We start from the raw sequence: 13,516 nt of genomic DNA, 5'->3' as shown, positions 1-13,516 counted from the left end.
AGACTGCCCTGATGGACATCGCGGCGCTGCGCCTCGGCAACATCGGGCAGCTCGGGTCGGCCTTGGACGTCGTCCGGTCGCTGGGCGCCGTGCAGGCTCAGGACTACGGCCAGTCGTTGTGGGCGTTGGGCCTGCGCACCTCCGGCGGGATCTCCGACGTCGAGGAGGAGCTGAAGGCCGGGCGGATCGTGCGCACGTGGTTGATGCGCGGCACGATCCACTACGTGCCGGCTGAGGACGTCCGGTGGATGCTCGACCTCTTCGGTGCCCGCGATCTCGCGCGGCTCACGCCAAAGGCCTGGCAGTACCACCGGATGACGCCCGAGCTGATGTCGTTGGCGCGCAAGACGTTCGTGGAGGCCTTGAGCGGCGGCGGGTGTCTTACGCGGCGCGAGATGATCGACCTGATGGCATCCGCGGGTATCCCGGACGACCGGCAGCAGAGCTACTTCACGTTCATCCACCTCGCCCAGGAGGGGCTGGTGGTGCCCGGTCCGCCGCGGGGCAAGGAGCAGACGTTCGTGCTGCTGGAGGAGTGGGCTCCTCAGCAACGTTCGCTGGACCCGGACGAGGCGTTGTCCGTGCTGGCGTCGCGGTTCTTCGGGTCTCACGGGCCGGCGACGGTGGCGGACTTCGCGAACTGGGCCGGGATCGGGATCCGGGAGGCCACGCGCGGGTTCGATCCGGTGCGCGGGTCGTTCGTGCGGGAGGCGTTTGACGGCAAGGAGTACTGGCTGCCGCCTGATCTGGTGCCGGGCTCGGGGGCGTTGATCGTGCCCGCGTACGACGAGCTCGTGATCGGGTACAAGGATCGCGGCGCGTTCTTCACGCGGTACGAGGAGATCCCGATCTCCACTTACAACGGCATGTTCTACGCGACGATCATCGAGGACGGGCAGATCGCCGGGCTGTGGAAGCGGGTCATGAAGAAGACCTCGGTGGACGTGGAGCTGCGGCCGTTGCCGGGGTTCGACGTCTCGTCGTTGGACTCGCACGTCGAGCGGTTCAGCTCGTTCTTGGGGTTGCCGGTGCGGACCCTGGTGAAGGACGCGCCGGAGGTCGGGTCGTCGAAGGTCAGCTGGCGCTCGCGAAAGTGAGCAGTTCGACCTCGCCGCCGTGGTGGCCGGGCGGGACTACTGCGATCGCGTCGGCCAGTGCGGCGCCCCACAGCGAGCCGGGGCGGTCGTGGCCCACGGGGACGCCGGACCTGGTCACGGGAACCAGGCGGGTGTCTTCGGGGTGGGCGCCGACGTCCGGGAGCCAGGTGGTGATCGGTGGGCGGGTGGTGTGGCCGCCGAGCGTGTTCAACAGGGGGTTCAGCAGGGTGAGGACTGCGGCCAGGGCGGCGAACGGGTTGCCGGGGAGGCCGACCACGCAGCGGCCGTCGGGGAGGACGGCGAGCAGCATCGGGTGGCCTGGGCGGCAGGCGACGCCGCTGACGAGGATGTCGGCGTCGAGGTCGGCCAGGACGCGGCGGAGGTGGTCGGCCGGGCCGACGGAGGTGGCTCCGCAGGTGACTATTACGTCGGCTTGGTCGAACGTGACGGCGTCGGCCTGGTCGGCCTGGTCGAACGAAAGCGCGTCGGCGAGGGCGGCCGGATCGTCGCGCAGGTGGGTGGTGCCGAGGAGGTCGGCACCCGTCAGCAGGCTCGGGAGCATGGGGCCGATGGCGTCGCGGACCCGGCCTGGGCGGGGTGGGCCGGAGTGGAGGAGTTCGTCGCCGGTCACCACCACGGCCACTCGGGGGCGGCGGTGGACCAGGAGGGTGTCGTGGCCGGCTCCGGCGGCGAGGCCCAGGACAGCAGCGGTGACGAGGGAGCCGGCGGGGACGAGCTCGTCGCCGGCTGACCAGTCCTCGCCGCGGCGGCGGATGTGTTTGCCGAGCTGGAGGTTGGTGGCGCCGGGTCGGCGGCTCGCGTTGCCGGGCTGGAGGTTGGTGGTAGCGCCGGACTGGTGACCGGTCTGCCCGCTGGGCTGGAGGTTGGTGGTGGCACCGGACTGGTGACCGGTGCGCCCGCTGGGCTGGTGGCTGGTGTCGCCACTGGTCTGGAGGTCGGCGTTGCCGCCCGGCCGGTGGTCGGTGTCGCAGCCGCGGTGCCGGCCGCCGGTGCGGGCGTCGACCTGGATGAGCCGCGTGCCCTCCACCGAGCACAACTCCACCGGGATCACCAGGTCCGACCCGTCCGGCACCGGAGCCCCGGTGGCCACGGCGAACGCCTCCCCAGCCCCAATCCGCACCCCGGGCACCGGATCGCCAGCCGTCACCCGTCCCACGACCGTCCACGGCCCCGGCCCGCGCACCGCGTAACCGTCCATCGCCGAGGTGTCGCAGCTCGGTTGGCTGACGAAGGCCTGCACTCCGGAGGCCAGCGCGAAGCCGGCAGCCTCTGCGAGAGCGACCTCGACGGCCTCCAGTGGCTTGGCCGCTTCGAGTGCGGTCTGACGGGCGAGCGTCCAAGGCATGTTCATGTGGGCTCCCGTGGTATAGCCTACCTCATACTGTATGCAATCCTCGGAACGGGGTGAAGGGCATGCCAGTCGCGACTTACGTACGTGACCACGTCGGCAGGCTCTACCGGGTGGGGGAGACCGACGTAGAGGTGTCGGGTCGCTCGCGCCGGACGGTGTTGTGGGCGGCTTGGGCGGCGATGCTCGCGGCCGGCATCGGGCAGTACGGGTTCGGGGCGCTGATCCCGCAGCTGCAGGACCGGTGGAGTGTGCCGGAGCTGTTCTGGGCCTTGGCGTTGTGGACCGTGTGCCAAGCGGGCACGGCGTTTCCCGCGGCCTGGTTGAGAGAGCAGAAGCGGCTCACGGCCACCGGGGCGATGTGGATCGGCGCGATCCTGTGCGGCGCGGGACTTCTGACACTCGGGCAGGGCCAGCTGATCGGCTACGCGGTCCTGGGCGGCATTGGTGCGGGGCTCGTCTACGCGACGTGCCTTGGGACTGTTGTGCGCTGGTATCCGGAGAAGGTGACGCGGAAGGTCGCGTTCGTCAGCGCCGCCTTCCCGTACGGGTCGGTGCCGTTCGTGCTCGCCGCCGGCTTCTGGTCCGGCAACGGGTTCCTCACGCAGGCGGCGATCGCGATCACGGTCGTCCTCGCGGTGGCGGGAGCCTTGATCAAGGAACCGCCCGAGCACTGGTGGCCGCCGCACATCCAGCCGCGCGAATGGGCGCTGGACCGGGCGCGGGTGCCGAACCGGGCCGCACTCAAGGAGTTCCGGCCGGACGAGGCGATGCGGTGCGGCACGTTCTGGTGGCTGTACGGCGGGGTGGCGTTCGCGGCGGCGGTGTCGCTCTACGACCTGGCTTACCTGCCGTTGTTCGTGGGCAACAAGGTGCTTGGCGTGGTCGCGCTGGCCACGCTCGCTGCGGCCACGGGTACCGGACGCGTGCTGGTCGGGTGGATCTCGGATCGGGTCGGCAGGAGAAAGGCGCTGGTCTGGACGTTGGCGACGGGTGGGCTGGCGCAGTTCGTGTTGCTGTACAGCCAGAACGTCACGGGGCTGCTCATCGGCGCGACGCTCGCCGGGTTCGGCACGGGGTGCTGCTACTCGCTGCTGGTCGGCGTCACCCGGGAGTACTTCGGCGAGTCGAACGGCGCGCAGAACTTCGGCGTGCTCTACACGGCGAAGGCTGCCGGAGCGTTGATCGCCGCGATTGTCCTTGCGTCGCAAGGGGCCACGTTCGCGTTCATCGCGGCCGGGGTGCTCGGGCTGGCGGGTGCGGTGCTCACCGGGCACCTCTCGCAACCGGGGAGGCCGCGCCTGTGAGCCGGGTGCCGACGCTGTCGAAGGGCTGGCATCGGACTCCCGCGGAGGGCTGTTGCCTGATGGAACTGACGTCGGTGCTCGCGGGCGAGGTGTGGTCGGACCGGCCCGCCTGCGTGCATCCGGTGCTGGCGTGCGTGGCGCGGTGTGTCAACGATCAGTCCACGGCGGACGGTCGGCAGAAGCTGTTGCCGTTCGCCATCAAGGTTATCGGCACGGACAGCGCACCGGTCGGGAACAGGCTCACGGCACATTGTGTGCGCAGGGCCGGGATCGTCGTGCCGAGGTGGTGGCCGCGCAACTGGATCGTGGCCAGGTCCGTGCGGGCGTTGACCGGGGACGAGGTGTTGCGGCGCCTGCTCGGGGAGTGTGTCGCGATCTGCAGGGAGGCTCCCGAAAGGATGGATGCCGATGGGACGAGTGACGAGCCGGCGGCGCGTGGTGCGGCTGGTGGACGACGCGGTGACCGCCCGGCCGGACACGCTGGCGGTCGAGGAACCGCTGGAGATCCGCGTCCGGGGCAAGTCGCTCGCCGTCACCATGCGCACGCCGGGTGACGACTTCGACCTCGCCGCGGGCTTCCTGGTCAGCGAAGGCGTCGTGCGGCACCCGTCCGACATCGCCTCGATCCGCTACTGCGCGGGTGCGACGGCGGACGGTTCCAACACCTACAACGTGCTGGACGTCGGCCTGTCGGAGGGTGTCGCGCCGCCGGATCCGTCGATCGAGCGCAACTTCTACACGACGTCGAGCTGCGGGTTGTGCGGCAAGGCGAGCCTGGACGCCGTGCGCACCACGGCGACCTGGCAGGTGGCGGCCGACCCGATCAGGATCGACCCGCGGATGATCACCGAGTTCCCGACGAAACTCCGGGCGGCACAACGGGTCTTCGATCGCACGGGTGGCCTGCACGCAGCCGGGCTGTTCGACGCTCAGGGCAACCTGCTGTGCCTGCGGGAGGACGTCGGCCGGCACAACGCGGTGGACAAGGTCGTCGGCTGGGCCACGCGCAACGGCCGGCTGCCCCTGACGAGCACCGTGCTGATGGTGAGTGGACGGGCGTCGTTCGAGCTGGTGCAGAAGGCGGTCATGGCCGGCATCCCGGTGCTCACGGCGGTGTCCGCGCCGTCGTCGCTCGCCGCCGACCTGGCCGAGGAGATGGGCGTGACGCTCGTCGGGTTCCTGCGCGGCACGTCGATGAACGTCTACACAGGAGGGCACCGCCTCGGAGTCACGGCCGGGGCGCGTTAGCCCGATCAGCGTCCTCCGCGCGGATGATGCCGCGCGGCGGACGCGATCTTGAACGCCGCCGCCTACCGTTCCTCCCATGTTGACTGTGAGGGGGATCAGCCGGAGCTTCGGCGACCACCGCGTCCTCGACGAGGTGAGCTTCGACGTGCGGCCAGGCCGGATGACCGGCTTCCTGGGCGCCAACGGCTCCGGCAAGACGACGACGATGCGCATCGTGCTGGGGGTGCTCGCCGCGCACGGGGGTTCGGTGAGCTGGCAGGGCGTGGAGATCACGCCGCAGAACCGGCCGCACTTCGGGTACATGCCGGAGGAACGCGGGCTGTACCCGAAGATGAAGGTCCGTGAGCAGATCACGTGGCTCGGGCGGTTGCACGGCGTTGAGCGGACGGTCGCGCAGCGCAACACCGACCAGCTGCTCGACGACCTGGAGCTGACCGACCGCGCGAACGACCGGCTGGAGCAGCTGTCGCTGGGCAACCAGCAGCGCGTGCAGATCGCGGCCGCGCTCGTGCACGACCCGGACCTGCTGATCCTGGACGAGCCGTTCTCCGGCCTCGACCCGATCGCCGTCGACACCGTGCTGGACGTGCTGCGCAAACGGGCCGCGAGCGGTGTGCCCGTGCTGTTCTCCAGTCACCAGCTGGCGATCGTGGAACGGCTCTGCGACGACGTCGTGATCATCTCAAAGGGACGGATCGTGGCGAACGGATCGCGCGAGGAGCTGCGCGGCAAGCACGCGGGGGACCGCTACGAGATCGTCGTGGCGGAGGACGCCGGCTGGGTCCGCGACGTGCCCGGCACGACGGTACTGGAGCTCGACGGGCCGCGCGCGGTGTTCGAGGCGGCACCTCAGCACGTTCTCGCGGAAGCCGTGAAGCGCGGCGAGGTCCGTTCGTTCACGCCGGTCGTCCCCACGCTCGACGAGATCTTCAAGGAAGTGAGCTGACATGGCCAAGGCGTCGTTCAGTCAGGCGACCTGGCTTGTCGCCGAACGTGAGATGAAGACCTTCGTCACCACGAAGGGCTTCTGGATCGGGTTCCTCGCCACGATCGTCGGGTTGTTCGCGCTCACCATCCTGCCGACGGTGTTCGGTGGCGACGACCCGAAGGTCGCGGCGGTCGGCTCGGCCGTGCAGGTGGTGCAGGGCAAGCAGCTCGACGTCCGCGAGGTCGCCGACGTCGCCACCGCGTCCGAGCTGGTCCGTGACGACGAGGTCGAGGCCGCGATCGTGCCGGACGGCAGCGGCATCAAGGTCCTCGCGTTGAACGACCCGCCGGACGACGTGATCTCCCAGCTCGTCGCGGCGCCGCCGGTCGAACTGCTGGACGCCTCGGAGGTGAGCTCCGGCCAGCGGTCCGTGACGGTGGTGGTGTTCGGGCTGATCTTCCTGATGTTCGGCATGGGCGGCGCGGCGATCGCGCAGAGCACCGTGACCGAGAAGCAGACCCGGATCGTCGAGATCCTGGTGTCGACGGTGCCGGTGCGGGCCCTGCTCGCGGGCAAGATCCTCGGGCACGTGATCCTCACGCTCGGCCAGGTGGTCGTGTTGGCGCTCACCGCACCGATCGCGCTGCGGGTCGCGGGCCAGGGCGAATTGCTGGCGGTGGTGGCGCCCGCGCTGGGGTGGTTCGTGCCGTTCCTCATGCTCGGGTTCGTGCTGGTCTCGTCGATGTGGGCGGTGGCGGGCGCGCTGGTCAGCCGGCAGGAGGACCTCGGCTCGACGATGGGCCTGGTCATGCTGGCGGTGATGGGTCCGTACTTCGCCGTGCAGTTCTTCTTCGAGAACCCCACTGTGCTCGCCGTGCTGTCGTTCGTTCCGTTCACGGCCGGGGTCGCGATGCCGGTGCGGATGTTCGCGCAGCAGGCCCAGCCCTGGGAGGCGCTGGCCTCGCTCGGCATCCTCGCGGCGACCGTCACGGTGATCCTGCTGATCGCCTCGCGCCTCTACACCGGCTCGCTGTTGCAGACCGGCGGGCGGGTGAAGCTGTCCCGCGCGTGGGCACCTGCAGAATAGGCGCATGATCGCTGATCCGATTCGTCTCGCCGTCGTCGGCCTGGGCGCCATGGGCACCCGGATGCTGACGGCGGCGCAGGCACATCCCGACTACACCGTGGTCGCCGGCGTCGACGTCGTACCCCGCACGCTCGACGTTCCCGTGGTGAGCTCGTTGGACGACGTGCTGTCCGATGTGGACGCGGTGTACATCGCGACCCCGCCCGCCCTGCACGCGTCGCTTGCGGCCAAGGCGTTCGCGGCGGGCAAGGCGGTGTTCTGCGAGAAGCCGTTGGCCGTCGACCTCGGCGAGGCCCGCGCGATGGCCGAAGCCGCACAGGGACGCCCGAACGCGGTGAACTTCGCGTTGTCGGACATGGTCGCGACGATCGAGATCGAACGGCGGCTGCCGGAGCTCGGCGCGCTGCGGGGCGTGGAGATCAGGCTGCAGTTCCCGCGCTGGCCGCGGGCGTTCCAGGCGGAGGCGGCCTGGCTCGCGCGGTCCGAGCAGGGCGGGTTCGTCCGCGAGGTGCTGTCGCACTTCATCTACCTGACCGACCGCGTGCTCGGGCCGCTGACGGTCGAGTCGGTGTCCTCGGACTTCCCCGAGCCCGGTGCCGCCGAGGTGGCGGCACGCGGCGTGCTCCGGGGCAGCGGTGTGCCGGTGCACGTGTCGGCGTTCTCGGGACCGGCCGGTCCGGAGATCTACGAGTGGACGGTGTGGGGCACCGAACGCTCGCTGCGCCTCGACCAGTGGGCCTCCCTGTCCACTTCGGACGGTGGGCCGTGGGAGCCGGTGTCGTTGGAGCAGACCGGTTCCGACTACTCCCGGCTCACGCTGTTCGCGCAGGCCGTGCGGGGCGAGCACCCGCGCGACCTGGCGGACTTCGAGAGCGGCCTGCGGGTGGCCGAGGTGATCGAGGCCTTCCTGCGTTAGGACCCGCGGACGTGTTCGAGGATCGCCTCGGCCAGCACCGGGTGCATCGCCGCCGGGAGGCTGTGTCCGAGGCCCTCGAACTCCCGCAGTCGTGCGTTCGGCAGCAGGTTCGCCAGGTGGCGGCCGAAACCGAGCGGGTAGAACGGATCCTGGCCGCCCTGGAGGATCAGGGTCGGGGTCTCGGCCTTGCGCAGGTCGTCGGCGCCGCGCGGTAACGCAGTGGCGCCCAGCCGAACGTGTCCGGTGGCCGGGAGGAACGTGCCCGCGTGCGCGATGGCGCGTTCCTCCAGCCGCCGGTACTGCGCGGCGTCGAACGGCAACACGTCGCCGTGCAGCACTCGCCAGAGCGCGACCCGGCGCGCCAGCTCGGACTCCTCGTCCGCACCCGGCTCGGCCAGCGCGATCATCCGGCTGATGCGTTCGCCCTGGTCCTGCGCCTCCTCCGTCGACCCCATGTCGAGGGAACCGGTGATGGCGAGCGTGAGGGAGCGCAGGCGTTCGGGGTGGTCGACGGCCAGCAGCTGACCGATGAGTCCACCCATCGACACGCCGACGACGTGCGCGCTCTCGACGCCGTGCGCGTCCAGCACCGCCACCGCGTCCTGGGTGAGGTCGGCGAAGTCGTAGGTGGCGTCGGGCACCGTCGTCGACTTCCCGGTGTCGCGGTGGTCGTACCGGATCACCCTGTGCCCGCCGTCGAGCAGCAGCCCGACGAACTCCTCGGGCCACCCCATCGCGGACGCGTTCGCGCCCATGATCAGGAAGATCGGCGTGGCCGCCGGGTCACCGAGGTCCTCGCTCCACAGCCGGACCTCTCCGGTCTCCACGACTCGTTCCGTCACAACGTCCTCCCGAACTTGATCAACGGAACCTCACGCTACACAACGAAAAGTCCGTTGACCTGGTTCGGCAGGATCGGGGAACGGGCATCTTGGTCGTCACGCTCGCGGGGCGCGGCCATGTCACGCCGACACTCGCGGTGGTCGAGGAGCTCGTGCGGCGCCGAGGCAAAGCCGGGGCGGCGCCCCACGGGCCGCCGACGTGATCCTCAGCCGAGCACGTCGCGCAGCTTGGCCCCGAACTCCTCGGGCTTGCCCGCGTAGCCGAACTCGCCGCCCATGAACCCGCCGTGGTGGCTGGGGAACACGGTGGCCTCCTGACCGAGGAGCTTCGCGGTGTGCACGGCGGTCCGCGCGGTGAACGCGTTGCCCGTCTCCTCACCGACGGCGATCACGATCCGGGTCGGCGCGGCCGCGAGCGCGTCCACCTTCACCTGGTAGTCGGTGATCGCGAGGGAGTCCCGTGACAGCAACGGGTTGTCGCGCGTGCCGTCGTCCTCGGAGGGCATGCCGAACTGGGCGGGATCGGCCGGCGGCTGGGCGAAGTACTCGTCGGTGTACTCGCCCTGCCACGACGACATCACCATGAACTGCGCCATGCCCGCGCCGAACCCGCTGGCGAAGTAGGCGTCGATGAAGCCGTCGCGGGCGCGGCGGGCGTCGGAGGCGTCCGGCAGCACGTCGATGATCGGCGGCTCGTGCGCCACGAGCGTCACCACGTCGTCCGGGTAGGTCGCGACGAGTTCGAGGGCCGTGACCGCGCCGCCGCTGGACGCGAACAGGTCGACCGGGCCACCGACCGCCTGGATCACCGCGTGCACGTCCGCGGCCTGCAGCTCCGGCGTGTTCAGGGTGCTGCCGTCCGAACGAGTGCTTCTGCCCAGGCCGCGCGGGTCGTAGGTGATCACCGTGCGGTCGCGGAACTGCTCCTTGAGCGCGTTGAAGCCGCTCGCGTCCATGGGCTGGCCGATCATCATCAACGGACGGCCGCCCTCGCCGTGCACGTCGTACGTGATGGCCGCTTTGTCGGTTTCGAGAACGTGAGTCGCCATTGATTCTCCCCAGTGGAGTAGGTGTGAGCAGCCTAGTCACAGACGTGAACCCGTATCGGCTGATAGGCCGATCGACCTGCATGTATTCGGCTGTTATCAAGATCGCATGACGCGAACAGCAGTGGTGACCGGCGGCGGCACGGGCATCGGCAAAGCGGTGGCGGCCCGGCTCGTGGAGCAGGGTCTGGACGTGGTGATCACGGGACGACGGGAGGACGTCCTGAAGACGGCGGCCGAGGAGATCGGCGCGCGGGCGGTGGTGTTCGACGCGGCGGACCCGGACGCGGTGGAGGCGGCGCTGAGCGATCTGCCCGCGAGCGTGGATGTTCTCGTCAACAACGCGGGCGGCAACATGACTCGCAGGCTGCCGGCGCCGGAGAACTTGGCGGACGTGCGGAACCTGTGGCTCGCGAACTACGAGTCCAACGTGATCAGCGCGGTGCTCGTGACGACCGCGCTGGAACCGAGGCTGGCCGACAACGCCCGTGTGGTGACGCTCGGCTCGATCGCGGGCCGGCGGGGGTCTGGTGCCTACGGCGCGGCGAAGTCGGCGGTCGAGGCGTGGACGGCGGACCTCGCGTTCGCGGTCGGAGCACGGGGGATCACGGTCAACGTCGTGTCGCCCGGCGTCACCGAGGACACCGAGTTCTTCGGCGGGACGCTGTCCGAGGAGCGGCGCAAGAAGCTCGTGGGCAACCCCGCCAACGGCCGTGCCGGGACGCCTGCCGACGTGGCTGCCGCGGTGGCGTTCCTGACCTCGCCCGAGGCCGGGCACATCACGGCCCAGGTCATCGGGGTGAACGGCGGAGCCGGGCTCGGACGCTGAACCCGATCACCACGAGCAGCACGACGACCAGCGCGATCCACGAGAACTCGGCGAGGTAGTGCTCGGCCGCCTCGCCGACGAAGTAGACCGCCGCCGTCGTGCCACCGGCCCACGCGATGCCGCCAGCGGCGTTGGCCAGGAGGAACTTTCCGTAATGCATGCCCATCGTGGCCGCGAGCGGACCGGACAGGATCCGCAGCAACGCCACGAAACGGCCGAAGAAGACCGCCCAGGCGCCGTAGCGTTCGAACAGCGCCTGGGCGCGGCCGATCTTGTCCGCGCTGAAGTGGCTGGGGAACTTCTCGCCCGCCCACCCGAAGATCCGCGGCCCGAACCGCTTGCCCAGCGCGTATCCGACGCTGTCGCCGATGATCGCGCCCGCCGACGCGCAGACGCCGACCAGGATCGGCGAGACACCGTCGTGGTGTGAGGCCATGAGCGCCGCCGTGACGAGGACGATCTCGCCCGGCAACGGGATCCCGACGCTCTCGATGCCCACCACCAGGCCCACGACGACGTAGACCAGCAGCGGTGGAACGGTGTGGAGCCACTGCGTCAGCACACTCTCGATCTTCCTCCGATGGCCGGATCCGTGCAGGGGAACGCCCCAGGCTCGATAAGGTGTGGATCACTGGGACGAGGGGGCGGTTGTGGCGAGCCAGTTCGGCTTACTGCTGCGTCAGTGGCGGCAGCGGGCGGGCTTGAGCCAGGAGGCGCTCGCCCAGCGCGCTGCCGTGGGGATTCGCACCGTGCGCGGGCTGGAGACGGGCGAGCGAACCGATCCGCGGATGGGCACCGTGCGGTCGTTGGCCGATGCCCTGGAACTGACCGGGGCCGAGCGGGCCGAGTTGTTCGCTGCGGCGGGTCGCGACGAGCCGATGCCCGTCGAGCCGGTGCGGTTCGACCCGTTGGGTGAGGCCGCCGAGACGTTGAAAGCCGCGGTCGAGGCGCGGTGGCGGCGTGAGGAGGAGCAGCGGCAGATCCACGACCCGGTGCCGTTGCCGGTGCGGTGGGACGCGGCGCCTGAGGAACTTCGCGACAGCTGGCTCAACATCGGCGGTGAGGTGGAGCTCGGTGCCCGGCTCGACCAGGTCGTCGAGGTCCACCGGCGGGTCGGGTCGCGGCGGCTGGTCGTGCTCGGGAGGGCCGGTGCCGGGAAGACGGTGCTGACCACGCGGTTCGTGCTCGACCTGCTGGCGGCGAAGGACGTCTCGGATCCCGTGCCGGTGATCTTCAGCCTCGGGTCGTGGCATCCGGAACGGGTCGGGCTGCGCGACTGGCTGGCCGAGCAGCTGATCAGGGACCACCCGTTCCTCGGGGCGCCGGGACCCAGCGGCGGCACGCTGGCCGCGGCTCTGGTGGACGCGCAGCGGGTGTTGCCGGTGCTGGACGGGTTCGACGAGATCGCGGCCGGGCTGCACCGACCTGCTTTGAACGCGTTGAACACCACCACTCTGCCGTTGCTGCTCACGAGCCGTGTTGACGAGTACCGGGACGCGGTGGCGGGCACTGACGTGCTCACGTCGGCGGCCGCGGTGGTGCTGGTGGACCTGACGTGCGACGACCTGGCGGACTACCTGCCGCGGACCACGCGCAAGAGCGGGCCGGCCGGCAACGTGTGGAAGCCGGTGCTCGACGAGGTGCGCATCGGCGGACCGCTCGCAGCGGTGTTGAAGACGCCGTTGATGGTGGCGCTGGCACGGCGGATCTACAGCGACACCCCGGATCACGACCCGGCGGAGCTGCTGCGGTTCCACTCGTCCGAAGAGATCGAACGGCACCTGCTGGGCAGCTTCGTGCCGGCGGTCTACGGATCCGAGGCCGAGCAGGTCAAGCCGTGGCTCGGGTACCTGGCTGATCATTTGAGCGGGCTCGGTTCGCACGACCTCGCGTGGTGGCAGATCGGCACCACGTCGAAGCGCCGGGCGTCGATCATCGGGCTCGGTGTCGGGGTCGCGGTCGGGGTGGCGGACCTGCTGGTCGAGGCTGCGTTGCTCGGGGCGCTGACCGTTCGCGGGTTGTTGTTCGCGGTCATGATCGGGGCGGTCACCGGGGTGTTCTCCGGCCTGGCGCACTGGCGGGCCGTGAGGATGGCGCCGCTCGAACCCGTGCGGACCCGGCTGCGCCTGCTGGGCAGCAGGGCGGGGTCATCCGGCTCCGCGGCGGGAGGGCCGCGGGTGTGGGAGCGGATCTGGCTCGGGCTGCGGTTCGGCGGGGCGGTCGGGGCCGCGTACGGGGTGGTGCGCGCGATGGCGTACTGGCTGGTCACGGACTACCGGATGTCGGTGGGGGTGCTGGTCGACGTCGGGGTGTTCGCCGTGGTCTTCGGGGTCGGGGCCGGGTTGGTGTTCGGGCTCGTGGCCGCCGCCGAGGCGCCGTTGGACGTGCGGTCGGCGGGGAGCCCGTTCAGTCTCCTGAAGGCGAACCGGCGGGCGGTGCTCGTCATGGTGGCGATGTGCGTGCCGGTGTTCGCCGTGTTCGTGGCGGCGGTGACCGGGGTGGTCGCCGGTGGGCTGACGGCGCTGCGGTTCGACGTCGCGTGGAGTCCGCTCACGGCGCTGGCGCTCGGGCTCGTCGGCGGTATCGGGGGCGGGCTGGCGTACGTGCTGAGCCTGACCGCGTGGGGGCAGTGGGTGGTGTTCGCCCGCGTCTGGTTGCCGTTGACCGGACGGCTGCCGTGGGGGCTGCCGGCGTTCCTCGACGACGCGTACCGGCGTGGCGTGCTGCGGCGGGCCGGTGCGGTCTACCAGTTCCGGCACGCGCGCCTTCAGGATCACTTCGCACGTTTGCGCTGATCAGAGCGACCGGCCACAAGTGGCCGGTCGTCTGGCCTGTCCTTCGTTTGGC

At 70.5% G+C, this 13,516-nt stretch carries 12 protein-coding genes; 8 read left to right on the top strand and 4 right to left on the bottom strand.

Annotated features, from left to right (window positions below; genetic code table 11):
• The first annotated feature begins 11 nt into the window (after nucleotides 1-11).
• Nucleotides 12-1,097 carry a winged helix DNA-binding domain-containing protein gene (locus LFM09_RS11265; RefSeq protein ID WP_414096299.1) on the top strand — a complete coding sequence of 362 codons (1,086 nt, stop codon included), beginning with the start codon at nucleotides 12-14 and terminating at the stop codon, nucleotides 1,095-1,097.
• Here LFM09_RS11265 and LFM09_RS11260 read toward each other — a convergent pair.
• Complete coding sequence (locus tag LFM09_RS11260; protein WP_414096298.1) at nucleotides 1,075-2,469, bottom strand: molybdopterin molybdotransferase MoeA; 1,395 nt, start codon at nucleotides 2,467-2,469, stop codon at nucleotides 1,075-1,077. The genes LFM09_RS11265 and LFM09_RS11260 overlap by 23 nt on opposite strands.
• A gap of 62 nt (nucleotides 2,470-2,531) precedes the next feature.
• Between LFM09_RS11260 and LFM09_RS11255 the strand changes: the two genes are divergently transcribed.
• From LFM09_RS11255 to LFM09_RS11235, 5 genes are all read left to right on the top strand, one after another.
• Complete coding sequence (locus LFM09_RS11255; protein ID WP_414096297.1) at nucleotides 2,532-3,773, top strand: MFS transporter; 1,242 nt, start codon at nucleotides 2,532-2,534, stop codon at nucleotides 3,771-3,773.
• A gap of 408 nt (nucleotides 3,774-4,181) precedes the next feature.
• Complete coding sequence (gene fdhD / locus LFM09_RS11250; RefSeq protein ID WP_414096296.1) at nucleotides 4,182-5,021, top strand: formate dehydrogenase accessory sulfurtransferase FdhD; 840 nt, start codon at nucleotides 4,182-4,184, stop codon at nucleotides 5,019-5,021.
• 76 nt (nucleotides 5,022-5,097) lie between these two features.
• Nucleotides 5,098-5,967, top strand: coding sequence for an ABC transporter ATP-binding protein (locus tag LFM09_RS11245; RefSeq protein WP_414096295.1), 870 nt, complete (start codon nucleotides 5,098-5,100; stop codon nucleotides 5,965-5,967).
• Nucleotide 5,968: 1 nt separating this feature from the next.
• On the top strand, nucleotides 5,969-7,036 hold the full coding sequence (locus tag LFM09_RS11240; RefSeq protein ID WP_414096294.1) for an ABC transporter permease: 1,068 nt from the start codon (nucleotides 5,969-5,971) through the stop codon (nucleotides 7,034-7,036).
• Between the two features lie 4 nt (nucleotides 7,037-7,040).
• Nucleotides 7,041-7,952, top strand: coding sequence for a Gfo/Idh/MocA family protein (locus tag LFM09_RS11235; protein ID WP_414096293.1), 912 nt, complete (start codon nucleotides 7,041-7,043; stop codon nucleotides 7,950-7,952).
• Here LFM09_RS11235 and LFM09_RS11230 read toward each other — a convergent pair.
• Together LFM09_RS11230 and LFM09_RS11225 are read right to left on the bottom strand one after the other, a co-directional pair.
• Nucleotides 7,949-8,794: an alpha/beta fold hydrolase gene (locus LFM09_RS11230; protein WP_414096292.1), complete on the bottom strand. Its 846-nt coding sequence runs from the start codon at nucleotides 8,792-8,794 to the stop codon at nucleotides 7,949-7,951. The genes LFM09_RS11235 and LFM09_RS11230 overlap by 4 nt on opposite strands.
• A 206-nt stretch (nucleotides 8,795-9,000) precedes the next feature.
• Nucleotides 9,001-9,843: an alpha/beta fold hydrolase gene (locus LFM09_RS11225; RefSeq protein ID WP_414096291.1), complete on the bottom strand. Its 843-nt coding sequence runs from the start codon at nucleotides 9,841-9,843 to the stop codon at nucleotides 9,001-9,003.
• Between the two features lie 106 nt (nucleotides 9,844-9,949).
• Here LFM09_RS11225 and LFM09_RS11220 point away from each other — a divergent pair, with 106 nt between their 5' ends.
• Nucleotides 9,950-10,669: an SDR family NAD(P)-dependent oxidoreductase gene (locus LFM09_RS11220; protein WP_414096290.1), complete on the top strand. Its 720-nt coding sequence runs from the start codon at nucleotides 9,950-9,952 to the stop codon at nucleotides 10,667-10,669.
• Here LFM09_RS11220 and LFM09_RS11215 read toward each other — a convergent pair.
• Nucleotides 10,632-11,231 carry a DedA family protein gene (locus LFM09_RS11215; protein WP_414096289.1) on the bottom strand — a complete coding sequence of 200 codons (600 nt, stop codon included), beginning with the start codon at nucleotides 11,229-11,231 and terminating at the stop codon, nucleotides 10,632-10,634. The genes LFM09_RS11220 and LFM09_RS11215 overlap by 38 nt on opposite strands.
• Before the next feature lie 88 nt (nucleotides 11,232-11,319).
• On the opposite strand from LFM09_RS11215, the gene LFM09_RS11210 reads away from it, so the two are divergent.
• Entirely contained in the window at nucleotides 11,320-13,464 is a 2,145-nt protein-coding gene (locus LFM09_RS11210) for a helix-turn-helix domain-containing protein (protein WP_414096288.1), read from the top strand.
• Nucleotides 13,465-13,516 lie beyond the last annotated feature (52 nt).

It is taken from the genome of Lentzea alba, from assembly GCF_047445655.1.
Taxonomy (GTDB): domain Bacteria; phylum Actinomycetota; class Actinomycetes; order Mycobacteriales; family Pseudonocardiaceae; genus Lentzea; species Lentzea alba_A.
This window is presented reverse-complemented; position numbering and strand designations above follow the sequence as displayed.